19 protein-coding genes and 2 riboswitches are annotated in these 21,869 nt (G+C 67.8%); of the genes, 9 read left to right on the top strand and 10 right to left on the bottom strand.

The window, feature by feature from the left end; all coding sequences use genetic code 11:
• Positions 1–49: 49 nt before the first annotated feature.
• The 3 genes from DBZ45_RS23360 to DBZ45_RS02285 form a co-directional block, all read right to left on the bottom strand.
• A complete protein-coding gene (locus DBZ45_RS23360; RefSeq protein ID WP_111902363.1) occupies positions 50–1,933 on the bottom strand; it encodes a hypothetical protein in 1,884 nt (627 codons plus the stop codon).
• Positions 1,934–2,470: 537 nt separating this feature from the next.
• Positions 2,471–2,734, bottom strand: a complete 264-nt coding sequence (locus DBZ45_RS02290) for a DUF4235 domain-containing protein (protein ID WP_102973435.1) — start codon at positions 2,732–2,734, stop codon at positions 2,471–2,473.
• Between the two features lie 36 nt (positions 2,735–2,770).
• The gene (locus DBZ45_RS02285) at positions 2,771–3,322 is read right to left on the bottom strand and encodes a heme-degrading domain-containing protein (protein ID WP_111902362.1); all 552 of its coding nucleotides are present in this window, start codon (positions 3,320–3,322) and stop codon (positions 2,771–2,773) included.
• Between the two features lie 119 nt (positions 3,323–3,441).
• Positions 3,442–3,585, top strand: a riboswitch (TPP riboswitch).
• 72 nt (positions 3,586–3,657) lie between these two features.
• Here DBZ45_RS02285 and DBZ45_RS02280 point away from each other — a divergent pair.
• The 3 genes from DBZ45_RS02280 to DBZ45_RS02270 are packed head-to-tail and all read left to right on the top strand — an operon-like array spanning position 3,658 to position 6,685.
• The gene (locus DBZ45_RS02280; protein ID WP_111902361.1) at positions 3,658–4,278 is read left to right on the top strand and encodes an ECF transporter S component; all 621 of its coding nucleotides are present in this window, start codon (positions 3,658–3,660) and stop codon (positions 4,276–4,278) included.
• Positions 4,278–5,885, top strand: coding sequence for an ABC transporter ATP-binding protein (locus tag DBZ45_RS02275; protein ID WP_111902360.1), 1,608 nt, complete (start codon positions 4,278–4,280; stop codon positions 5,883–5,885). The genes DBZ45_RS02280 and DBZ45_RS02275 overlap by 1 nt, the downstream gene beginning before the upstream one ends.
• Positions 5,882–6,685, top strand: coding sequence for an energy-coupling factor transporter transmembrane component T family protein (locus DBZ45_RS02270; RefSeq protein WP_111902359.1), 804 nt, complete (start codon positions 5,882–5,884; stop codon positions 6,683–6,685). The genes DBZ45_RS02275 and DBZ45_RS02270 overlap by 4 nt, the downstream gene beginning before the upstream one ends.
• Here DBZ45_RS02270 and DBZ45_RS02265 read toward each other — a convergent pair.
• Complete coding sequence (locus DBZ45_RS02265; protein ID WP_111902358.1) at positions 6,682–7,176, bottom strand: GNAT family N-acetyltransferase; 495 nt, start codon at positions 7,174–7,176, stop codon at positions 6,682–6,684. The genes DBZ45_RS02270 and DBZ45_RS02265 overlap by 4 nt on opposite strands.
• Positions 7,177–7,205: 29 nt before the next feature.
• Complete coding sequence (locus DBZ45_RS02260) at positions 7,206–8,177, bottom strand: hypothetical protein (RefSeq protein ID WP_111902357.1); 972 nt, start codon at positions 8,175–8,177, stop codon at positions 7,206–7,208.
• Between the two features lie 238 nt (positions 8,178–8,415).
• On the opposite strand from DBZ45_RS02260, the gene DBZ45_RS02255 reads away from it, so the two are divergent.
• The 3 genes from DBZ45_RS02255 to DBZ45_RS02245 all read left to right on the top strand — a co-directional run bounded on the left by DBZ45_RS02255 (position 8,416) and on the right by DBZ45_RS02245 (position 12,091).
• Complete coding sequence (locus DBZ45_RS02255) at positions 8,416–9,939, top strand: UDP-N-acetylglucosamine 1-carboxyvinyltransferase (protein ID WP_111902356.1); 1,524 nt, start codon at positions 8,416–8,418, stop codon at positions 9,937–9,939.
• Positions 9,940–10,067: 128 nt separating this feature from the next.
• Positions 10,068–11,303 (top strand): glutamate--cysteine ligase 2, encoded by a 1,236-nt coding sequence (locus tag DBZ45_RS02250; protein ID WP_111902355.1) that lies wholly within the window; start codon positions 10,068–10,070, stop codon positions 11,301–11,303.
• 134 nt (positions 11,304–11,437) lie between these two features.
• Complete coding sequence (locus tag DBZ45_RS02245) at positions 11,438–12,091, top strand: aspartate/glutamate racemase family protein (RefSeq protein ID WP_111902354.1); 654 nt, start codon at positions 11,438–11,440, stop codon at positions 12,089–12,091.
• Between the two features lie 2 nt (positions 12,092–12,093).
• On the opposite strand, the gene DBZ45_RS02240 is transcribed toward DBZ45_RS02245, so the two are convergent.
• From DBZ45_RS02240 to DBZ45_RS02220, 5 genes are all read right to left on the bottom strand, one after another.
• Positions 12,094–14,652: an AMP-binding protein gene (locus DBZ45_RS02240; RefSeq protein WP_111902353.1), complete on the bottom strand. Its 2,559-nt coding sequence runs from the start codon at positions 14,650–14,652 to the stop codon at positions 12,094–12,096.
• A 182-nt stretch (positions 14,653–14,834) separates the two neighbouring features.
• Positions 14,835–15,218, bottom strand: coding sequence for a YegP family protein (locus DBZ45_RS02235; RefSeq protein ID WP_111902352.1), 384 nt, complete (start codon positions 15,216–15,218; stop codon positions 14,835–14,837).
• 323 nt (positions 15,219–15,541) lie between these two features.
• Positions 15,542–16,750, bottom strand: coding sequence for an O-succinylhomoserine sulfhydrylase (locus DBZ45_RS02230; protein ID WP_111902351.1), 1,209 nt, complete (start codon positions 16,748–16,750; stop codon positions 15,542–15,544).
• A gap of 1 nt (position 16,751) precedes the next feature.
• Entirely contained in the window at positions 16,752–17,171 is a 420-nt protein-coding gene (locus tag DBZ45_RS02225; protein ID WP_111902350.1) for a rhodanese-like domain-containing protein, read from the bottom strand.
• A complete protein-coding gene (locus DBZ45_RS02220; protein WP_190242969.1) occupies positions 17,168–17,476 on the bottom strand; it encodes a DUF1737 domain-containing protein in 309 nt (102 codons plus the stop codon). The genes DBZ45_RS02225 and DBZ45_RS02220 overlap by 4 nt, the downstream gene beginning before the upstream one ends.
• A 13-nt stretch (positions 17,477–17,489) precedes the next feature.
• A riboswitch (SAM riboswitch) is annotated at positions 17,490–17,604 on the bottom strand.
• A gap of 197 nt (positions 17,605–17,801) precedes the next feature.
• On the opposite strand from DBZ45_RS02220, the gene DBZ45_RS02215 reads away from it, so the two are divergent.
• The 3 genes from DBZ45_RS02215 to DBZ45_RS02205 all read left to right on the top strand — a co-directional run bounded on the left by DBZ45_RS02215 (position 17,802) and on the right by DBZ45_RS02205 (position 21,869).
• Positions 17,802–19,097 carry an NtaA/DmoA family FMN-dependent monooxygenase gene (locus DBZ45_RS02215; protein ID WP_111902349.1) on the top strand — a complete coding sequence of 432 codons (1,296 nt, stop codon included), beginning with the start codon at positions 17,802–17,804 and terminating at the stop codon, positions 19,095–19,097.
• Between the two features lie 70 nt (positions 19,098–19,167).
• Positions 19,168–20,823 (top strand): aromatic amino acid ammonia-lyase, encoded by a 1,656-nt coding sequence (locus DBZ45_RS02210; RefSeq protein ID WP_111902348.1) that lies wholly within the window; start codon positions 19,168–19,170, stop codon positions 20,821–20,823.
• A complete protein-coding gene (locus tag DBZ45_RS02205) occupies positions 20,820–21,869 on the top strand; it encodes a PLP-dependent cysteine synthase family protein (RefSeq protein WP_111902347.1) in 1,050 nt (349 codons plus the stop codon). The genes DBZ45_RS02210 and DBZ45_RS02205 overlap by 4 nt, the downstream gene beginning before the upstream one ends.

The following is a 21,869-nucleotide window of genomic DNA, read 5'->3' as shown; positions in this document are numbered from 1 at the left end:
CCGTCTGCTGTGCAGACGGGGCCTCACCCGTGGTGGCGGATCGCTGAATCTACCGGGTGGCGAGCACTCCGGTGGCGGTGCCGCCGCGGCTGGACTGGACCATCACACTGGTGATCTGCCGGTTCGGCCCGGGCTTGGCCCGGTAGGACCAGGCGCCGAGGGTGTCCACCTGCGCGGTGCCGATCTTGGTGTAGGTGACGACGCCCCTGACCGGGGTGGTGTCGTAGATGACCACTGTGGTGGCCGGGACCAGGACGGCGGCGTTGCCGGCCAGCGTCGAGGTGCCCGTGATCCGTAGCTCGGTGCCGAGCCGGTGCCGGGAGCCGGCGACGGTGACTGTATCGGTCTGGACCGTCAGGTTCACTGTTGCCGGGGCGCTGCCGATGCCGTTCTTGTCCGTGACGACCAGCTGGAGCTGGACCGGGCCGTTGGTGGTGGCCGCAAGGGGAGCGATGTCCGTGTTCTTGGCATAGAACGGCAGCGTGACAGTGGGCTTGGCGGCAGTGTCGCTGGAAATGGTGACGGTGGGTCCGCCGACCTGGAGCCACTTGTAGCTGGCGGCGCCCGTTGAGGCGCTGCCGTCAAGCTGGACGGTTCCGCCGCGGGTGATGGTGGTTGAAGCGGCGGTGGCCACCGCCGCGGTGGGCTGGGTTCCGCCGGGTACGGTGCCGGTGCCGGTGCCGGTGCCTGTGCCGCCGCCGGTCTCAGTGACGGGTCCGGGGTCCGGGGCGGGAGTGACCGGGTCCAGCCCAATCGGGGTCGCTGCGCCGCCCGAGATGGTGACGGGCAGGGTGGCGCTGCCGCCTGCTGCCGTTTTCACGGTGACGGTTGCCGGTGGGGCTTTCACTGGCCATGATTTCTCGGCGCCGGTTCCGGTGGTCGATGCTTCCATGGTTCCGAGACCGGTGACGGTGAGCGGGTAGCCAACTGTGGAGGTGGCACCCACGGTCAGGTTGGTGCCGTCGTAGATGGCTTTGGTGATCATGACGCCGCTGGGTTTGGTGACGTTGATCTGGCTGCTGCTGGCGGGTTTGTCGCCAATGTTGGTGACCTTGACCGACGTCGGTGCGGTGCCGGTGACCTGGACCCGGGCGTAGTACCGTCCGGTGTCGGGGTCGCTGAGCATGGGGGTGGTTTTGAAGGCGCCGGCCTGTCCATCGATTTGGAGTTGGGCACCGTTGCCGCTGCTGGCGAACACGTCGATCATGTTGCCGTTCAGGACGGCGCTGTCAGTGTTGACGCCCTGGTTGGTGGAGATCTTGCCCTGCACGGTGAACTGGTCCGTTTCCAGCGCCAGGCCACCGCCGTTGACCGAGAACTTGTTGTAGCCCGTGGGGCTTCCGGTGACGGTGTGGTCCTGGCCCGGGTCTCCGAGGTACCCGTTGGGCGCTGCCGGGGCGGTGGCCGGATCCCATTTCAGGAACGGGCCGATGTTGCTCTTCAGCGCTGTGGTGAAGTTGCCTGCTGCGGGTGAGACGTCCTCGACGAGCTTGCCGTCACCGGCGCCGTCGGTGTCGATGGTGATGGTGCCGTAGGGGTGCTGGAAGGTCAGGGTGGCGTTGGCCGGACCACCCTTGACGACGATACGCTGCCGGCCGAACACCACCTGGTCGCCTTCGGTGACCGTGTTGGCGAACGCCGCCTCCAGGCCAAGGACCAGGACGGCGCGGCCGCCGTTGGGAAAGGTCAGCTCGGAGCCGGCCAGCATGTAGAACGCCTCTTCCGGGAAGTTTCCCGGGAACGAAATGGGCGCAGTCTCGTCCGGGATGTCCCCGGGCAGGAAACCGCAAAGCGGGTTCTCCGCGTCCAGGCACAGCTCGAGGCGCGTCTTGTTGCTGTCCTCGTACCAGGACGGGAAGCCGTACTCGGTGTTGACGGGTCCGACGGCGGTCAGCTTGGTCGGGTTCGTCTGGGTTACCTGGGTTGCCGCCAAGGACGCTCCTGCCCCAGTCGCCGCAAGCAGGACGGCAGTTGCGGCAGCAATGCCGCGGCGGCGGGACGCAGGGCTGGGGCCGCGATGCAGGGAGGTCAGGCGTTGGGCTGACAGGAAATGTGGTGTGGGTACCATTTTTGTCTCCTCGTAAGACGCTGATGGCATCCACTAAAAATCGTGGGGGTTGGAAAAACGTTCGGTTTCCAGGTTGGAAAAACCTTGGCATTCAAGGCTTCTTCCCGTGCCGTGGGGGGACCCGCGCTGCTCTTGCAGAGACCGTGCTCACGGCCTTCCAGGGGCACGCGGTGGGCCGCCGGGGCAGGACGCGAACGGACCCGGCACCGCGGGCTGCGGTGCCGGGTCCGGCTGTTGTGAGCCCGGCCGAGGTCATCAGCACTGCCAGGTCCACAACGGAAACAGTATGGCCTGCCGTGCTTGGAGAAACCCGGTCTCGGCCCGGAATGGGCTGCGGGCAAACCACCCCCGTGTGGGGGGCCGCAACGGGTCGGTCGCGACAGACGCGACGAACGGGGAGGCCTAGACGATGTCCTGGGTCTTGGCGAAGCGGGTGATGGCCCGCTGGGTGCCCCGGTTGGCCAGCACCTGGATGACCGCGCTCACGGAGGCGGAGACGAGGGCGAACGTGAGGGCGGTGCGCAGCGTGGTGGGTACGTCGTCCTTGTCACCCTTGGGGGGCTTCCGGCCCGTGATTTTTTCCCAGATGGTGTCGACGGCCTTGGTGCCGGCGAACCCTGCCAGCAGGCTGATGCCCGTGCCAAGCAGTTTGATGAAGAAACTCATTGCGGAACTCCTCGCGTGATGAACACTGGTCTTTCCTTAGCCTAGCCGCATGGACCGGTGGATCTCCCGCAACGCCTGTACCACGAGGTCGTGGTCCGCCTTCTGCGGCAGCCCGGATACGGTGACCACAGCCACCGCCCCCACATCCCGCACATAGACGGGGAAGGCTCCGCCGTGGGCAGCGTAGGTCGACTGGTCAAACCAGGCGTTGTCCTCGATCCGTCCGCCGCCGGCCCTGCCGCGCAGGCCCACCAGCAGCGACGGTTCCTCGTAGCGCACCGCAGTCCGCTGCTTGGCCCGCACCCAGCCTTCGTTGTCCGGGGTGGCACCCTCGAGTGCCACATGGAAGAGCACCTGCTCCCCCTTGGTGATGTCGATGGCGATGGGCAGGTTGTCCTCCTTGCCCCGTTCCACGAGTTCCAGGCCCAGTGCCAGTGCATCGTCCTTGCTGAATCTTGGGAACTGCAGTTCAGCGACCTCCCCTTCGATCTGCCCAATCAGGGCTTCCAAGGCTCCCGTCGGCTGTTCCGCGGAGGAATCGGGGTCAAAGGCGGGCAGGGCAGCGCTGCCGGAGTCCTGTTGCGTCATGGCCCCAATCTACTCCGGACCGCTGTCGCGACGCCGCATGAAAACTCCCGCATTGTGACAGCGGTCCCCGGTTTCCGGGCCGGGCGAGGTGTAAACTGGATCAGCCCACAAGGGCAGATTTATCACGACAGGGGAGCGCCGCCGTCGGGATGCAAAGGCAACTGCCAGCGCAACCGCGGAAGGGCGCTGAGAGTGCGGACAGCCGCAGACCCTCGAACCTGATCCGGCTAGTACCGGCGCAAGGGAGTCGAGTTCTCAGAGTGCCCGGCAGCGCGAGGCCCAGCCACCCGCAGCCGGGGGAACGCTTTCCCCTCCTGTTCCTCAGGAGGACCATCATGACAACTGCAGCAATCAAGAAGACCAGCCACAGCTGGCGCGTGGCGGACATCGTCGTGGCGGCGCTCATCGCCGTTGCCGGCGGCGTCATCTTCTGGGCCTGGTCCCAGGGCGCGAACCTCATCTCCACCCCAGTCAACGCCGTCTACCCTCCGCTGACCGGCCTTTACGCCGGCGGCTGGATGATTCCGGCGGTCCTGGGGATGCTCATCATCCGCAAGCCCGGCGCGGCCCTGTTCTGCGAGGGTGTGGCTGCCACCGGCGAGCTGCTCATGGGCTCGCAGTACGGCACCACGGTGCTCATTTCCGGAGTTCTCCAAGGCCTGGGGGCGGAACTTGTGTTCGCCGCCTTCGCATACAAGAAGTTCAACCTGCCCACCTCACTGCTTGCGGGGGCCGGCGCCGGACTGTTCTGCGGGCTCAACGACTCCTTCGCCCCCTGGGGCTGGAACATCGCCTACGCCGCCGGCGACAAGCTCGCATACATCGTGTTCTGCGCCATTTCCGGTGCGGTCATCGCCGGCGCCCTGTCCTGGATCGCCGCCCGAGGCCTGGCCAGGACCGGCGTGCTGAGTTCCTTCGCGTCCCGCAAGGCAGCCACGGAGCCCGTCTTCTCCTAATGCCCGGACAAGACGACGCCGGCGTTCGCCCCGCCGCGGTCACCGCCCGCGGCTGGGGCTGGCGCCACGCCGGCCGCACCAAACCGGCCGTCCATGCCCTCGACCTGGACATCCGCCCCGGTGAGCGGGTCATGTTGCTGGGCCCTTCCGGAGCCGGCAAGTCCACGCTGCTTCACGCCCTGGCCGGCGTGCTGGGGGACAATGACGCGGACGACGCCGGGACTCCCGACCGGGACGACGCCGACGAGAGCGGAGAGCTGTTCATCGACGGCGCGCCGCCCCGTTCCCGGCGCGGCCGCGCCGGGCTCATGCAGCAGGACCCGGAAACGCAGGTGGTGCTCTCGCGCCTCGGCGACGACGTCGCCTTCGGCGCCGAGAATCTGTCGGTGCCCCGCGAGGAGATCTGGCGCCGCGTGCATGAGGCGCTGGACGACGTCGGACTCTCGCACCTTCCCCTGACCCACCCGACGTCGGCCCTGTCCGGCGGCCAGAAGCAGCGCCTGGCGCTCGCCGGCATCCTGGCGATGCGGCCGGGACTCATCCTGCTGGATGAGCCCACCGCGAACCTCGACCCGGACGGCGTCCTCGAAGTCCGGGATGCCGTGGGCCGCTGCCTCGACAAGACCGGGGCCACCCTGGTGGTGGTGGAGCACCGGGTAGCTGCCTGGAAAGACCTGGTGGACCGCATCGTGGTCCTGCAGCCGGGGTCCGCCTCGGATGGCGCGGTGCTGATCGACGGGACCCCGGACGAGGTTCTCGAGCAGGCGCGCGGGATGCTCATTGCCGCCGGCGTCTGGGTCCCCGGCTACGTTCCCGAGACCCGACGCCGATCGGCCACCGGCGCTCCGCCGTCCTCCGGACATAGCACCGGCCAGCTGCTGCTGGCGGCCGAAAAGCTTTCCGTGTCGCGGGAACGTCCACGCCGACGCGGCTTCCGCCCCGTACCCCCTGAGCCCGTTCTGCGTGACGTCACAGCGCAGGTCCGGGCGGGCGAGGCGCTGACCGTCACAGGTCCCAACGGTGCCGGTAAGTCGACCTTTGCGCTGACCCTGGCCGGGCTATTGCCGCCGGTGGACGGCAGGGTCTCCGCGACGGTTGAACTGAGCGGCGGGGCCGGTATTGACCCCTACAAGTGGAGGGCCGAGCAGCTGATCGCCCGGATCGGCACGGTGTTCCAGGAACCCGAACACCAGTTCGTCACCGGCCGCGTCCTGGACGAGCTGCAGTTCGGCCCCCGCCATCTGGGCCACGGGGAAGAGCGCGTCGACGAGTTGCTGGAGCGGCTGCGCCTCACGCATCTCGTGGACGCCAACCCGTACACCCTCTCCGGCGGGGAGAAACGCAGACTGTCCGTGGCCACCGTCCTGGCGGCACACCCGCAGGTACTGGTGCTGGACGAGCCCACCTTCGGCCAGGATGCCAACACCTGGGCGGAGCTTGCCTCATTCCTTTCGGAGCTGCTCGATGCCGGCACAGCCGTGGTGTCCGTGACCCACGACGAGGAGTTCACCCAGGTGCTCGGCGGCACTGAGCTGCGGCTGGGGTCCGGGCTGGGCAACAACGCGCCAGGTCCTGCCGAACCGACGCCAGAGCAGGCTGCAACATGAGGGACGCACTGACACTTGCCGGAAACCGGGCGGTACTGACGCGCGCCAATCCGCTGGCCAAATTCGCAGCAGTCTTCCTGATCACCCTGGTTTTGGCGCTGTCCATCGACTGGATGTCGGCGTCGGTGGCTCTCGCGTGCGAGCTGCTGGTCTTCCCGCTGGCAGGGCTGACGTTTTCGCTGCTGTGGCAGCGCGGCTGGCCGCTGATCCTTGCGGCCGCCGTGGGCGGCTGGAGCACCTCCATCCTGTCGCCGGACAGCGGGAGGATACTGCTCGACGTCGGCATCTGGTCCGTGAGTGAAGGTTCCCTTCAGCTGGGGCTGGGTTTTCTGCTGCGGGGGCTGGCCATTGCCCTGCCTGCGGTGCTGCTGATGAGCTGCACCGATCCCACCGACCTCGCGGACGCCCTGGCGCAAAAGGCGCGGCTGCCGCACCGCTTTGTGCTGGGTACCCTGGCGGCCTTGCGGCTGGTCGGACTGATGGCCGAGGAATGGCAGACCATCGGCATGGCCCGGCGCGCCCGCGGCGTCGGATCGCGCGGCAACCCGTGGCAACGGATGCGGGCCACCCTGGGGCAGAGCTTCGGCCTCCTGGTCCAGGCCATCCGCCGCGCCACCCGGCTTGCCGTGACGATGGAGGCCCGTGGGTTCGGCGGGGCCAGCCGGACCTGGGCCCGCGTGTCCACCTTCAGCGTGCTGGACGTCTGGGTGGTGCTCGGCGGAGTGCTGATCGCTGCCGGTGCCGTGGCTGCGGCGCTGTGGGCCGGCACCTGGAACATGGTGTGGCTGGAGGGCACCTAACCCGCCGGGCGCGCCATCCGGACCTCGGCCAGCCCCTCCCAGTCTTTGATCGTGTCCCTGGCGCCGGTGAAGACAAAGCCGTGCCGCTGGTAGAAGGCCTGGGCGCGCGGGTTGTCCTCGGCGACCCACAGCGCAGCCGCCTCGCTCCCGATTGCAGCCTCGAGCAGGGCCCGGCCGAGCCCCCTGCCATGGTGGGACGCGAGGACATAGATGCCCCAGAGCTCGGTCTGCTCCCGCAGCCCCTCCGCGGGCGGAAGGGAACCGGCAAACCCCACCAGTTTCCCGGCGTCGTCCGCTACGAACTGCCGGCCCACATGCGGGCCAGCCAATAGCTGCCGCCACATGGCCAGCCGCTCTTCCACGCCTTGCCTGGCCATGAAGCCGGGTGACAGCAGGTGGGTGTACGTTTCGCGCCAGCATTCCAAGTGGAGCCGGGCCAGGGCCTCGGCGTCCTCGGGGGCGGCCGGGCGGACGCTGCAGGTGTGATCCATGGGCAGAGTCTAAATGTTCGCGGCGTGCGTCAAGTGCAGGAGTGGTTGTAGTCGAAGCCGCCGGCCACGAACTGGGTGAGGACTACTTGGCCGCCCGCCGTAAGGGGCGGTGCGGAACACATGCCCCTGGCGTCGGCGGCAGTGCGGGCCCCGGCCAGCCAGCTTGGCAGGGAGTAGAGGCTGCTGGCAGAACCGACCTCGCCCACGATCTGTCCCCACTGCCGCGCCGCGGAGTAGATGCCCACCCTGGCCCCGATGCTGTGGAAAAAATCGGTCATGCCCTCGAGGTCCGCCCGATTGGCGTTCCTGTCGCCTGACCAGCTGTTGCCGGTCTCGACATCCAGCCACCAGAGGTATGTCTCTGGGACGGAGATGGTCCGAAGGTAGGCGTCGTCGAAGGCCTTTGCGTACCCGTACATGTAAGCGCAGGCCGCGTCCTCCTTGCCCTGGCAGGTGCCGTAGGGGTTGGCCACGGCCTTGCCGCCGTACTCGTTGCTTACCGGCCACCAGGAGCCCCGCAGCCCGGGATTCGCAGTGTTCACATAGAGCGCAAGGCGGGGCTGGCCGGTCCCGCCAACTGCGTCGTCCCCCCAGTCAAGCTGCTGGTGGAGGCAGGGGTTGGTGGTGTTGGCGCGCCCGTTGTTGACTCCGACAATCGCGAACGCAGGGTCGTCGGGCAGCTCGCCGCTGCACTGCGGCCAGGAGACATCGTTGCCCAAGGGGACCCTGCCGGACTCTGGCGGCTCTGTGGGCTGACGGGCCGCCGGCCCGGGGGATTGCGGGGACGCGGGCGGCTGCGCCTGCGCGGCGCTGCTGGAAGTGGCTGAAGCCCGGGGCGAGGCCTGGGTGACGGTTGATTCGGGTGCCGGCGACGCGCCGTCGTCGAGCCTCGGTCCCGGGATGAAGCCTATGGCTGTAGCCACCACGAAGGACAGCAGCGCTGAAGCCGGACGCCCGGAGGGGCGGAGCCTGCCGAGCGCGGCGGACCTGAAAATGGACACGGCGGCCTCCCATCCCCTTATGGCCGCAACACGTACCGCTAGCTTGCTCCCGGATGCAGGGCCCGGTCAAGGCCGGACACCGTCCTTGGCCGGGGCTACGGAGGCCGTCACAGGTAGTGTCCCACTGCCGCAGACAGTTATTGAATGCTTATGCGCGTAACGGGTACACCGCGGGCTTGGGTGCCCTGTCGCAGCCCCACGAGGCGACGAAATAACTCATATCTGATATATTTTTCGCATGACACAACAGACTGTTGAACATGTTGGTCTTCTGCTCCGCGACGCCCGCGGTCAGAAGGGGTGGACCCAGGGCCAGTTGGCCGCGGAACTCGGCACCAGCCAAAGCGCCGTGGCCCGCATGGAACAAGGCAAGCAAAACATGAGCCTGAAAATGATCCAGCGCCTGGAGGCCATCTTCGGCCGCAGCTTTGTCCAGCTCGGCAAATCGCAGATGACCCACCTCCGCGTCGAGGGCGGCAGGACGCTGTCGGGGTCCGTCGACGTCAACACCAGCAAGAACGCCGGGGTCGCTCTTCTGTGTGCCAGCCTCATCAACCGCGGCACCACGACGCTGCGCCGGCTGGCCCGCATCGAGGAAGTCAACCGAATCGTCGAGGTTCTTAGCAGCATCGGCGTCGAATGCACCTGGCTCAACGACAACGACCTCCGCCTCCGCCGGCCCGCGAATCTCGACCTGGCCTCCATGGACGCCGAGGCTGCGCGCCGGACCCGCAGCGTCATCATGCTGCTGGGTCCGCTGCTTGATGTGACCGATGAATACCGGCTGCCCTACGCCGGCGGCTGCGATCTGGGTATCCGGACCGTTGAGCCGCACATGCAGGCACTGCGGCAGTTCGGTCTGTCCGTTGAGGCCAGCTCGGGCTTCTACAGCGTGCAGGCACCTCCCACGGACCAACTTGACAGGTCCTTCGTGCTGACCGAGCGCGGCGACACCGTTACGGAGAACGCCATCATGGCCGCCGCCCACCGCTGCGGCACCACGGTCATCCGCAACGCCAGCCCCAACTACATGGTCCAGGACCTCTGCTTCTACCTGCAGCGGCTGGGCGTGGAGATCGAGGGCGTCGGAACCACCACGCTGAAGATCACCGGCAAAACGACCATCGACGTCGACATCGAGTACTTCCCCTCGGAAGACCCCATCGAGGCGATGAGCCTCATCACCGCCGGCATTGTCACCAACTCAGAGGTGACCATCCGCCGGGTGCCCATCGAATTCATGGAGATCGAGCTGGCCACCCTGGAGCAGATGGGCCAGCGGCTGGAGGTCTCCGGCGAGTACATGGCCCGCAACGGGCGCACCCGGCTGGTGGACGTGACCACGAAGCCCTCCGAGCTGCGCGCGCCGGAGGACAAGATCCACCCGATGCCGTTCCCCGGGCTGAACATCGACAACCTGCCGTTCTTCGCGGTGATCGCGGGCAACGCCGAGGGCCAGACCATGATCCACGACTGGGTCTACGAGAACCGTGCGATCTACCTGACGGAGCTGAACAAGCTGGGTGCCCGGGTCCAGCTGCTGGACCCACACCGCATCTATGTCAACGGCCCCACGCGCTGGCGTGCCGCTGAGGTTGGCTGCCCGCCCGCGCTGCGTCCCGCCGCCTGCCTCCTCCTGGCGATGCTGGCGGCCCGCGGAGTTTCCGAGCTGCGCAACATCTACGTCATTGAGCGCGGCTACGAGGACCTCGCGGAGCGGCTCAACACCATCGGCGCCAAGATCGAGTACTTCCAGGACTGACGTTCTCCCGAAACCGCTGCGCGAACTGGCAGATAACGACCCCTCCGAGCGATTTTGAGGGCGTTACCTGCCAGTTCGCGCTTCGTCATGTCGGGGACGTTTCCGCTGGTCTGGCGCACAATGTAGGCATGCGGACTTTTGGCGTTGAGGAAGAGCTCCTGATCGTTGATCCGGACAGCGGCGAGCCGCTGGCGCTCGCCGATGCCTTGCTGGCGCGACGCAAACTCGCTGCCGACGACGCCCCGGGCAGGCCCCGGTTGCTGAAGAAAAAGACCGAACCCAAGTGCGACGACGACGAGATGGGCCTGAGCGCAGAACTCAAGCTCGAACAGATCGAGACGCAGACCCGTCCGTGCCTGGACCATGCGGAACTGCTGCGCCAGATCCGCGCCGGCAGGGCACTGGCGGACGAAGCCGCGCAAGGCCACGGTGCCCGGATTGCCGCCCTGGCCACCTCGCCGCTGGCCCTCTCCAGCCACACCACGCCGGATCCGCGCTACGCCAGGATGCTCGAACGGTTCGGCCTGACCGCCCAGGAGCAGCTCACCTGCGGCTTCCATGTGCACACCTACATCGAATCCCCGGACGAAGGCGTGGCCGTGCTGGACAGGATCCGGGACAAGCTGGCCGTCCTGATCGCGCTCAGTGCCAACTCCCCGTTCTGGAACGGCGTTGCAACCGGATTCGAGAGCTACCGGACGCAGGCGTGGAACCGCTGGCCGTCGTCGGGCCCGTCCGCCATCTACGGCAACCTGTCCACTTACCGCCGCGTGGTGGGCCGGCTGCTGGATACCGGAGTGGTGCTGGACGAGGGGATGATCTACTTCGACGCACGTCTCTCCCGGAACCATCCCACCGTGGAGGTGCGGGTGGCGGACGTCTGCCTCCGCGCCGAGGATGCGGCGCTGATCGCCGTCCTGGTCCGTGCGCTCGTGGAATCGGCATGCCGGGAATGGCGTGAGGGTGTGGAGCCGGCACCCGTGCCAACGGTGCTGCTGCGGATGGCCGCCTGGCAGGCCAGCAACTTTGGGCTGCGCGGCGAGCTCCTGGATTTCGGCAGCTTCCGGCCCGTGCCTGCCCGGGACGTGGTGAACTCGCTGGTCGATTTCCTGGAGCCCGTGCTGACCGAGAACGGCGAAATTGAACTGGCCCGGCACGGCGTCGAGGCCATCTTCGCACGCGGCACCGGCGCTGCTGAACAGCGCGGCATCCGCCAGGTGGTGCTGGCCAAGGCAGAGCCCGACGACGGTGGGCTGGGCGCCGTCGTCGCGCACGCCGTGCGCGCCACCCACAAGGGAACCGAGGAGTACGTCGGCCCGGATGCCGCGGACGCCCCGGAACTCCTGCGCGTCCGGCAGCTCTGACTCCGCGCAGTGACCGCGCGCAGTCCTCGCTCGTTGGGCCGGGATGTTTCCGATGGTCATTTTCCGGTAAACCACGTGAAACGTCGGCTGGCTAGTGTGGCATGACAAGCACCGCGCGGCGGAAGGAACAGACCATGCGCGTAGGAATCATCAGGGCCTTAACCACCACAGACCGGCGACTGCTCAACTCGCACGGAAAGCTGCTCCGCGACACCTTCGGCTTCGATGTCACCACCCGGTGCATTCCGGACCAGCCCTCGGGAGTCCATGACGCTGACTCGCTTCAGCGTGCGGTGCCCAAGGTTGTGGAGCTCGCCCTGGATATGGCGCCGGACGTCGACGCACTGGTCATCAGCTGCGCCGCCGATCCCGGTTTGCCGGAGGTGCGCGCCCTGCTGGACATTCCCGTGATCGGTGCCGGCTCCGCGGCGGCTGCCGCAGCCCTCGCCCTCGGCGGCCGGGTGGGAGTGCTTGGCCTCAAGCACTCAGTGCCCGGCCCCATTTCCGACGCCCTTGGCGACCGCATGCTCCTGATCGACGGCCCCGACAGTGTGGAGACGCCGGACGGCTTCCTCCTGCCAACAGGCATCTTCGACGCGCTTGCGGCGGCTCAGATGCTGGTGGATGCCGGCGCGGCTGTCATTCTCGAGGCCAGCACCGGGCTGACGAGCATCGGCATGACGGACGTCCTGCGGCGCAGGCTGGGGATTCCCGTCATTGACCCCGTCACGGCTGCCGGCTCCGTACTCATCTCCGCCGTGGCAGCCCGCGAGCTTCAGGCCGTTTGAGCTTACGGCTGCTTGAGCCTTCCGCGGAACGGCCGCCAGCCACTCCGGCTCAACAGGCCCATGACCCGAGTGCATAGCGCCCAGTAGGACACGCCGGCCGCCAGGGACGCCGCCACGGCAAGGACCGGGCTGGTTGCGGCCAGCAGCGGGTAGACCAGCCAGTGCACCAGGTACGCGTAGAGGGAGGCGCTGGCCAGGAGCACTGTCAGGCGCTGCAGCCCCCTGGGCACGGGAAGGGTGGGCAGCCAGGTGAGCAGCAGGATTCCGGCAACAAGAGTCAGCTCACGGTTCGTATCCCCGAAGAAGCACCCGGGCACCGTGAGGATCGCGAGGACTGACACCGCGCACCGCTGAACCACCGTCCGGGTCCGGGCAACGGCCCAACCCAGGACGAACAGCCACAGGGTCGGCGACGGGTGGGGTACACCCGGATCCACGATGTCGTAGCGCGCGAGCAGCGCGAGGCCCGTAAGGGCAAGCGGAAAGAGCAGCGGGAACCGCCGCTCCGCCCGTTCCGCCCAGGGTATGGCCAGCAGGGCCGTCATGCCCAGGAGGATGTAGACCAGCACCTCGATGAACCAGAAGTGCCACTCCGTGGTCACAGCTTCCGGCCCGACGATGGAGTTCAGGAGCAGGACATTGGCCAGCGTATACCGGTCGGTGATCAGGTAGGCCACTCCGATGAACGCCATGCTGGGCAGCGCCACCCTGGCGACGCTGGTGAGCTGCCGCCTGAACCGGGGACGCCGTTCCCCGCTGAGCTGGAACCGGGCAAAGTTGTAGCCGGCCACCGCCATGAGCACATGGGCCATGCCCGGCCATTTCATCAGCCCCACGTGGGTACCGACGATGAGCACAATCGCCACCGCCCTCAGCACGATGCTGGTCTCGACCGGGGCAAAGAACCGCCGCATCGTTCCGCCAGTTTTCCGGTCCGTGCGCTGTTCCAGGTCGCGGACCGGCGTCACATGCCAGTTCGGCGGGAGGTGCCCCAGCAGCTGCTCCAGGCGTACGGAAGTGGCCACGTATGACAGCGAGTCGCCGCCGAGCGAAACGAACGTGTCGCTGTCTCCGATGTCGGTGCGCTCCAGGGTGTCCCGGAAGATCCGCCGCACGTTGTCCGGTCCTGAGCGGTCCGTCCCGGAGCCGTCCGCCCCGGCACCGGCCGGCGCCGTCTCAGAGAGCGCTGGTGTTGAGAGCGCCAGGACCGCCGGGTAGTCCACCTTTCCGGTGGCCAGGCGGGGGAGATGCTCGACGGCGTGCAGCTCCAGGGCCGCACGCGGCAGCCCGATGCCCTGGGCAAGGACCTTGGACAGCAGCTGGGTGTCGTGGCTGCCCTCGACGGCGACCACGAGTCCCTGGTCGGTTCCGGCACTCGCCGCTTCGACGCCGAGATCGCCCAGGATGCGCTCCACCTGGCCGAGGTCGACCCGGAGGCCAACGATCTTGACGAACCGGCTGCGCCGCCCGACCACTTCATAGACGCCCGCGGGGTGTTTCCGGGCCAGATCGCCGGTGCGGAGTTCGTGGACCGTGCGGCCGGCGCCGAGATCTTCCGGTGTCTCGGCGTAGCCGAGCATGACATTGGGCCCGGTGTAGACGAGTTCGCCGTCCTCGAGGCCGTCAACCGGCTCGATGCGGAAGGCGCCACCCGGCACCGGGATGCCGACGGCGCCGGGGTGCTCGGCGGCCAGCGCGGGCGGAAGGTAGGCCATCCGGGCGGTGGCCTCAGTCTGGCCGTACATCACGAACAGCTCCCAGCCCTTCCGCCGGCCGAGTTCGGCGTAGCTCTGCACTCGTTCGGGGGCAAGCCGGCCTCCCGCCTGCGTGACATAGCGCAGGCTGGGGAGGTCCATATCGGCAAAGCCCACCCGCTCCAGCAGTTCGAAGGTGTACGGCACCGCCGCGAACGACGTCGCCCCGCCGGTACGGAAAAGCTCCCAGAAGCACGGGTCAACAACGGACAGGTCCGTGAGCACCAGGCCTGCACCGCGCAGCAGGTGGCTGTTGATTACGGATAGCCCGTAGCAGTAGGACACCGGCAGAGTGGTTGCGGCGCGGTCTGCCGGGCCGATGTCCAGGTACTCGGCAATCGACTCCGCATTGGCCTGCAGGTTGGCGGAGGACAGGCGCACCAGCTTGGGCGAACCCGTGGAACCGGACGTGCTGAGCAGCAGTGCGAGGTCCGGATGGAGTTCGTGCCTGGTTCCGGGCCTGCGCTCCTCAAACACGGTCTCCCCGTTGGCGGAGCGCAGCACGACATCCGGGTCGTACGCGGCCACCAGGGACTCGAGTGCCGCCGGCTTGTCCTCCGGCAGCAGGATCAGCGGGTGGCCGCCGACCAGGGCGGCGAGATAGGCGACCAGCGAGTCGACGTCGTTCGCTGCAGCCAGTGCCACGAGGCGCCGCTGCGTGCCCAGCCGGAGGGCGAGCGCATCAACCCTGCGCACCAGGTCCCGGTAGGTGAGAGTGAAATTGTCGGAAATAACGGCGGGCCTGTCCCCGTGGCCGGCCAGATCGGCGGCGAAGGGCACCCGCGCGAAATCAAGCTGCGTGGTCACCGGAAGAGGATATTAGTTAAGGCTTGCCTAAGTAAAACCGTCCAGGCGCCTGTTACGTCGTGCGGTACTCAAGCTGTGACGGCGTCGCACGAGGTCAGGGCGGCCCTGCGGCTCTATCCGGCGGAGTCCCGCTGGCTCTTCATGACGTCCGGCAGTTGCTGAGGAGCAGGTTGCAACGGCGGCTAAGCGGCCCCGGTCCACCGGGCCGGCTCTGCCGGGGCCGCCGGCCGGCACAGCGGCGAACCGGAAGCCTCCGACGGGGTGCGCTTTTTGCCGAAACCCTGCCTGCGGTGGTCCGGCCACCCCGGGAGGGCCTGGGCGGGAACCGGCGCGGGGGTCGAAACGGCCGGCTGAACCGGAGCGGACTCTGTCACCGGAGCTGCAGCCGGGGAGAGGTCCGTGATGAGCCCAGTCCCGGCGCATTCGCGGACGTCAGCGATGCCGGCCGCAGCCGCGCGCTTGTCCTCGAAGGGTGCGGAGATGGCCAGCACGGATCCGTCGGGGGCCTTCAGCCGGAACCGGAACTGGGACTCTGCGTCAACAAAAACTTCGAATATTCCGGCCATGGCGGTCCTTCCGGTCAGGGAGGCTGCACGCAGCGTCTTCGCGGCCGCGGCCCCGAACGCATCGGTGCGTCTGTCCTTGGGTGGGGTGCTGAACCGACAGGGCTTGGTCGGTTCATCGGTGTTATTAGAGTCTGCCCAGCGTTTGTGAAGCCGAAAGACCGGCTGTGTAAACCCTGGGTAAACCCTGCTGGTCCACCCACTCAACCGTGCCGCACCTGCGATTTCAAGGACGCCGGAAACGAAGGGACGTGCAGCGCAACCCAAGTTCACGGCCCGCCACCATAAGTAAGAAACCGCCGGCCCGGAAGAGCCAGATCAAGAAGTCAGATCTGCTTGAGTGCCTGCTCCAGATCGGCGACGAGGTCATCCGCGTCCTCCAGGCCGACGGACAGCCGCACCACTCCATCGCTGAGCCCGATCGCGGCACGTCCTTCCGGTCCCATGGCCCGGTGCGTCGTGGTGGCGGGGTGGGTGATCAGCGACTTGGCGTCACCCAGGTTGTTGGAGATGTCGATGATCTTCAGGGCGTCCAGCAGCGCAAAGGCGGCCTCCTTGCCCGACTGGCCGGCCATCGTCGCAAGCTCCAGCGTGAGGACGGTGCCGCCGGCCTTCATCTGCTTGGCGGCCAGTTCGTACTGCGGGTGCGACTTGAGCAGCGGGTACTTCACCCAGTTGACGGCGGGCTGTGCCTCCAGCCATTCGGCCAGGCGCAGGGCCGTGGCGGACGAGTGGTTCACCCGCAGCGCCATGGTCTCCAGGCCCTTGGTGAGGACCCAGGCATTGAATGAGGAGAGCGCCGGACCAGTGTGGCGCATGAGCTGCTTGACCGGGCCGTCGATGAATTCCTTGGTGCCCAGGATGGCTCCGCCCATCACCCGGCCCTGGCCGTCGATGTGCTTGGTGCCGGAGTAGACCACCACGTCCGCGCCGAGGTCTCCGCAGCGCTGCAGCAGTGGGGTGGCGAAGACGTTATCCGCAACAACCTTGGCGCCGGCAGCGTGGGCGAGTTCGCTAACGGCCGCAATGTCCACGATTTCCTGCATTGGATTGGACGGGGATTCAAAGAAGACGGCCGTGGTGGGCACCGAGAGGGCTGCACGCCACTGCTCAAGGTCCGGACCGTCGACGAACACCGTCTCCACACCCCAGCGCGGCAGGATTTCGTTGAGGATCACGAAGCAGGAGCCGAAGAGGGAACGGCTGGCGACCACGCGGTCCCCGGCCCCGAGCAGGGCGCCCAGGGCGGTGAATACTGCGGACATTCCGGACGCCGTCGCAAAGCACGCCTCGGTGCCCTCGAGCAGGCGGAGCCGTTCCTGAAAGGTGGCCACCGACGGGTTGCCGTAGCGCGAGTAGACGAAGCGTTCGTCCTCGCCGGTGAAGGCGCGCTCCGCGGCTGCGGCGGACTCGTAGACAAACCCGGAGTTCAGGAAAACGGGCTCGGTGGTCTCTTGGAAATTGGTACGGTCAAGCCCGCCGCGCACGGCCTGGGTATCGGGGCCCCAGCCAGCGGCGTCGTGATTAAAGGTCAACTTAGTTCTTTCCCAGATTCGTCGGCAGGCCGCGGTTCTTCCAGCCGTTCACGGTGCGCTCACCGTAGCGGTCGGGTTCGCCCTCGAAGCCTTCGAGGACGTTGTAGGCGGTGAAACCCGCCTGGGTGGCGGCGATTGCCGCCGCGATGGAGCGCTGCCCGGAGCGGCACAGGAAAACCAGCTCCACGCCCGTGTCCTCCGGCGCCTGCTGCTTCAGCTGCTCGACGAAGTTCGGGTTGGGAATGCCGCCGGGGAAGGTCCACTGGATGAACAGGGGATCGTTGCGCTGGCTGTTCGCGGACGCAGTTTCCGGGACGCCGATGTGCGCCCATTCGCCCTCGGTGCGGACGTCCACCAGGACGGCGCCCTGTTCGAGCTTTGCCCACGCGTCCTGCGGGGTGAGGTCTCCGGCGTAGCTCATGCGTGGCCCTCGTAAGCTTCTTCGGCGAGGTCCTCGTCAGAGTCCAGCCGGTCCACGGCGGTGGCGACGGCGGCATCTGCGGTGGCGATGGCGGCGGGCAGGATGAGGGCCTGGGCCACGATGACGCCGGTGCCGTTGAAGGTGGCGGCAGGGCTGCCGTGCAGCACGTATCCCTCGGCCAGGGCCGCCGAGATGCGCTCACAAAACGCGCGGTCGTCCGGCCCCGTGATCAGGCGATAGGACAGCTTTTCCTCGGGTTTATCCTGCTGGGACGGCAGCGTTGCAACGGCGGGGGCGTCTGACACGACGGATCTCCTTTTCTCACGCTTGCAGCTCGAAGTGGTCGATATGCCGAGTATTCACCTGAGGCACCCCGCCGTGGAAGGAGGGTTGCCGACCGGCCAGTCAGGGCTTAATGCCGGTACTCATTACTCCCCAAAAACGTAACACTGACGACGGCGGCGCGCACCGCCGCCGTCGTCATCTTCCGTAACGGATACGGTCACAGCAGTCGCCGCGTTGCGGTTACAAAGCCGGTGGCCGGGAGGATAATGACGGGAGATGAACCGCCGTAACGCCGGATGAAACCAGGCCGCAGTGAATGATTCGACCCCGAATACAGTGACTCCCATGCTGCACTTTGGATGGTTTGTGGGCCATGGCTTCGGGGTTCAGGGCTGGGGAACGCCCGGCTATGGAATCGGCTACGACTGGAGGAAGCCCGCCCCCTACCAGCATGCGGTCCGCGAGTTTGAGCGGGCCGGGCTGGACCTGTTCATCATCGAGGACTCCCTCACCGTCCCCGACACCTACGGCGGCAGCGCGGAGGTCTCGCTGGCGCAGGCGTCCTTCGCGCCGAAGCACGATCCGCTGGCACTGGTGCCGTACCTGCTCTCCGCCACGGAACACCTGGGCATTGTGCCCACCATCAGCGCCTCCTTCTACCCGCCGTTCACCGCCGCCCGGCTGCTGGCCACGCTGCAGCACTTCTCCAACGGGCAGCTGGGCTGGAACGTGGTGACCTCCGGCAGTGATCTTGCCGCGCAGAACTACGGACTGGACCAGCAGATCGAGCACGACCTCCGCTACGAGAAGGCCGAGGAGTTCGTGAACGTCGTTCGGAAGCTCTGGCGCAGCTGGGAACCGGATGCCATCCGGGAGGACACCCGTGCAGGGGTCTTCGCGGACCATACCAAGGTCCGGCCGATCCACCACGAGGGAGAGTTCTTTAAGGTCCGGGGACCGCTGAACACGGCACCGCTGCCGGAGGAGCCTGTGCTGGTGCAGGCCGGGGCATCCCCCCGGGGCAAAGCCTTCGCCGGCGCGAACGCGGATGTTGCGATCGCGCTGGCCCGCGGCACCGAAGGCATGAAGGGGTACCGGGACTCCATCCGCGCCGAGGCGGCCGAGGCCGGCCGGAACCCCGACGACGTCAAGGTGCTGTTCGTCCTCAAACCCACCGTGACCGGCTCCAGGGCCGAGGCTGAGGAGCTGCGGGCTGCGCGCCGGGAGCTCACCCAGCGGGACATCGACAGCCAACTCAACTCGATCTCCTACCTGTCCGTCATCGACTTCAAGCAGTTCGACCTCGACGCGCCCCTCCCCGAGCTCAGCACCAACAGCAACCAGGGCACCCTGGAGCACTTCTCCAAGGCTGCGCCTCCGGGTTCCACGCTGCGGCAGATCCTGCAGGCCAGAAGCGGTGGCGCGGGCGACAGCATCATCGGCACGGCCGAGGAAATTGCTGACCACCTCGAGGAAACCGGGGCTGCAGTGGGCGGCGACGGGTTCCTCTTCTCCGGCTTCGTGGACCCGGCCACCATTCACGGCGTGCTGGACAGGCTGGCGCCGGTGCTCCGCCGTCGGGGTCTGCTGCGGACAAGCTACGGCGACGGCGGCTTCCGCCGGAACCTGCTGGACTTCTAACGCCATGGCCGGGGCTGGTGCAGTGGCAGGGCTTGGTTCCATGGATGGGCCCGGGGGATACGACGGACTGATGCCCGGTGTCCGGCGCGGCACCTTCCTGATCGGGACGGCCCACATCCGTGCCGATGACGTGGCTGAGGCGGCGGACGATCCCGCAGTGGAGGTGGTCCTCAGCGCCGACGCCCTCGAGCTAGTTGGCCTGTCCCGGGAGGTGGTGCAGGCGGCCATCGATTCCGGCCACCGGGTCTACGGACTGAACACCCTCCTCGGCTCCGGCCGGGACACGGCCGTGGAGCAGGAATCCATCCTCGACTTCCAGCTGCAGGTGGTGCGTTACCACCACAGCGGCGTCGGCGCGCTGCTGGACCGGGGCGAAGTCCGGGCCCTGATCCTGGCCAGGCTCATCGGATTCACACGGGGAGGCTCGGGGGTCCGCCCGGAAACTGCCCGGTTTTATGCCGAACTGCTCAACAGAGGCGTGCTGCCCGCCGTTCCGCGCGACGGGTCCGTCGGCTCGTCGGACCTTACCCAGCTGGCAGCGGTTGCCGCCGTCGCCATCGGGGAGGGACAGGCGCTTGCTCCTGACGGCGGCCTGCAGGACGGCGCGGCGGCGCTCGCCGCTGCCGGGCTGGACCCGCTGGTCCTGGCCCCGGGCGAGGCACTGGCGCTGGTCAGCGCCAACTCCTATTCGGTCGGTGCAGGCGCGCTGGAGCTCCGCCGCATCAGGTGGCTCGGCGATTTGGCGGACACCGCGCTGGCACTCTCGCTTGAGGCGACCGCCAGGTACGACGGCGGCGGGAACCTCAGTCCGTTTTCGCCGGCCGTGCAGTCGGCCAAGGCGGTGGGCGGCCAGCGCGTCTCGGCGGCCAATGTCCGGAGCATGGTGCGCGGCGGCTGGCTGGAGGACCCGCGTCGGCGGGTGTCGGTCCAGGACGCCTTGTCCTTCCGGGCCGCGCCGCAGACGCACGGTGCGTTCCGGGCCCAGGTAACTGCCCTGGCCGACGCGCTCGAGGTGGAACTCAACGGCCGCGGCGACAACCCGCTGACGGATGTGGCCTCGGGCCGGATGGTGTCCGGCGGAAACTTCCAGCCCATGCAGCTGGCACTGGCGTTTGAGGCGCTGCGGCTGGGACTGGCCCATGTCGGCATCAGCAGCGAGCGGCGGATCGCCAAGCTCTATCCGCCGCAGCGCCTCATCCGGCAGCTCAACCTCGAGGCAGCCCGGGCCGGCACACCGCTCGCGTCCGAGGACCTGCCGGGGCTGCTTTGGTACTCGGCCGCCGGCCTGCTGGCGGAGTTGAAGTTCCTGGCGGCACCCGCCACGCTGGGCGCACCCACCCTGTCCGCCGACGTGGAGGACCACTCCACGCTGGCCCCGCTGGCCCTCCAGCAGCTGCAGCGCTCGGTGGAGGCTGCCGCCAAACTCCTCACCATCGAGGCATTGACGGCATCCTACCTTTTGGCGGAGGCGCAGGACACGGATCTGCGGGAGGCCGAAATCCGGAAGCTTGGAGCAGGCACTGGCGCCGTCGTGGCGCGGCTGTCGGAACTGCTGGCCGGTCAACTGCCGGCGGCGGTGCTGGTGGACAGTGCGCGTACTGCGCTGGGGGATTTGCTCGCAGGACTGCCGGAACTAAGGACAGCGGATCCGGGCGCTCCGGATGACGGCGGCCTGAATGCCGCTGCTCCGGATGGCGGCCCGGGCCATGGGGGAGGAGAATCATGACCACCGTGACGGGAAGCAGCCGTCAGCCAAGGCATGTGGCGCCGATCGTGGATTCGGGCGTGGACGCCGACGTTGTGCTGGCACGGGTGGGGAACACTCCGCTGGTGCCCCTGAATGTGCTGAGCCGCGGGCTGGGGAGCACCGTGTTCGTCAAGCTTGAATCGGAGAACCCCGGCGGTTCCATCAAGGACCGGACAGCGCTGAGCATGGTCCGCGCGGCCGAGCGGAGCGGCGAGCTGCAGCCCGGTGGGACCATCGTGGAAAGCACCTCCGGAAACACGGGAATTGGGCTCGCCCTGATCGGGGCGCTGACCGGACATCCGGTGGTGGTGGTCACCGGTGATTCCATCTCCTCCGAAAAGCTGGACGCCCTGAACAGGTACGGGGCGCGGGTCGTGTTTACGGACTGGAGCGCGCCCTCGGACTCGCCGGACAATGCGCGGGCGGTCGCGGCCCGGATCACGGCCGAAATTCCGGGCGCGTGGCGTCCGTTGCAGTTCGACAACCCGGCCAATCCGCGGGCGCACTACGAGGGGACGGCGCCGGAAATCTGGGGGCAGACGGCCGGCCGGGTGACGCACTTCGTCGCAGGCGTGGGCACCGGCGGCACCATCACCGGGAACGGACGGTACCTCAAGGAGAAGTCCGGCGGGCACGTGGAAGTGATCGGGGCGGACCCCTACGGTTCGGTTTACAGCGGCGGGCATCCGGGCCAGATCCTGGTGGACGGTGTGGGCAACTCCTGGCCCAAGCCCGACTGGCCGAAGGTCTTCGACCGCGGACTGCTGGACCGGTTCCTGCGGATTCCGAATGACGAGGTCTACACCACGCTGCACCGTCTGCTCAACGACGAAGGACTGTCCCTCGGGCCGTCGTCGGGGCTGACGGTGGCGGCAGCAATCCGGGTGGCCAGGGCGGCACCGCAGGGGTCAGTGGTGGTGGCGATCGCCCCGGACACCGGCAGCAACTACCAGAGCAAGGCCTTCAATCCGGTGTGGCTGGCGGATAACCACATCCGTCTGGCCGCCGACCTGGCGGAGGACTAG

It is taken from the genome of Arthrobacter globiformis (assembly GCF_003261175.1).
Classification (GTDB): domain Bacteria; phylum Actinomycetota; class Actinomycetes; order Actinomycetales; family Micrococcaceae; genus Arthrobacter; species Arthrobacter globiformis_A.
Note: the sequence above shows the minus strand (reverse complement) of the source record. Positions and strands in the feature narration are given on the sequence as shown.

Coding starts and splice junctions, on each gene's coding strand:
- DBZ45_RS02290 (WP_102973435.1), bottom strand. CDS start 2,734: ATGAGTTTCTTCATCAAACTGCTTGGCACGGGCATCAGCCTGCTGGCA.
- DBZ45_RS02285 (WP_111902362.1), bottom strand. CDS start 3,322: ATGACGCAACAGGACTCCGGCAGCGCTGCCCTGCCCGCCTTTGACCCC.
- DBZ45_RS02280 (WP_111902361.1), top strand. CDS start 3,658: ATGACAACTGCAGCAATCAAGAAGACCAGCCACAGCTGGCGCGTGGCG.
- DBZ45_RS02275 (WP_111902360.1), top strand. CDS start 4,278: ATGCCCGGACAAGACGACGCCGGCGTTCGCCCCGCCGCGGTCACCGCC.
- DBZ45_RS02270 (WP_111902359.1), top strand. CDS start 5,882: ATGAGGGACGCACTGACACTTGCCGGAAACCGGGCGGTACTGACGCGC.
- DBZ45_RS02265 (WP_111902358.1), bottom strand. CDS start 7,176: ATGGATCACACCTGCAGCGTCCGCCCGGCCGCCCCCGAGGACGCCGAG.
- DBZ45_RS02255 (WP_111902356.1), top strand. CDS start 8,416: ATGACACAACAGACTGTTGAACATGTTGGTCTTCTGCTCCGCGACGCC.
- DBZ45_RS02250 (WP_111902355.1), top strand. CDS start 10,068: ATGCGGACTTTTGGCGTTGAGGAAGAGCTCCTGATCGTTGATCCGGAC.
- DBZ45_RS02245 (WP_111902354.1), top strand. CDS start 11,438: ATGCGCGTAGGAATCATCAGGGCCTTAACCACCACAGACCGGCGACTG.
- DBZ45_RS02235 (WP_111902352.1), bottom strand. CDS start 15,218: ATGGCCGGAATATTCGAAGTTTTTGTTGACGCAGAGTCCCAGTTCCGG.
- DBZ45_RS02225 (WP_111902350.1), bottom strand. CDS start 17,171: ATGAGCTACGCCGGAGACCTCACCCCGCAGGACGCGTGGGCAAAGCTC.
- DBZ45_RS02215 (WP_111902349.1), top strand. CDS start 17,802: ATGCTGCACTTTGGATGGTTTGTGGGCCATGGCTTCGGGGTTCAGGGC.
- DBZ45_RS02210 (WP_111902348.1), top strand. CDS start 19,168: ATGCCCGGTGTCCGGCGCGGCACCTTCCTGATCGGGACGGCCCACATC.
- DBZ45_RS02205 (WP_111902347.1), top strand. CDS start 20,820: ATGACCACCGTGACGGGAAGCAGCCGTCAGCCAAGGCATGTGGCGCCG.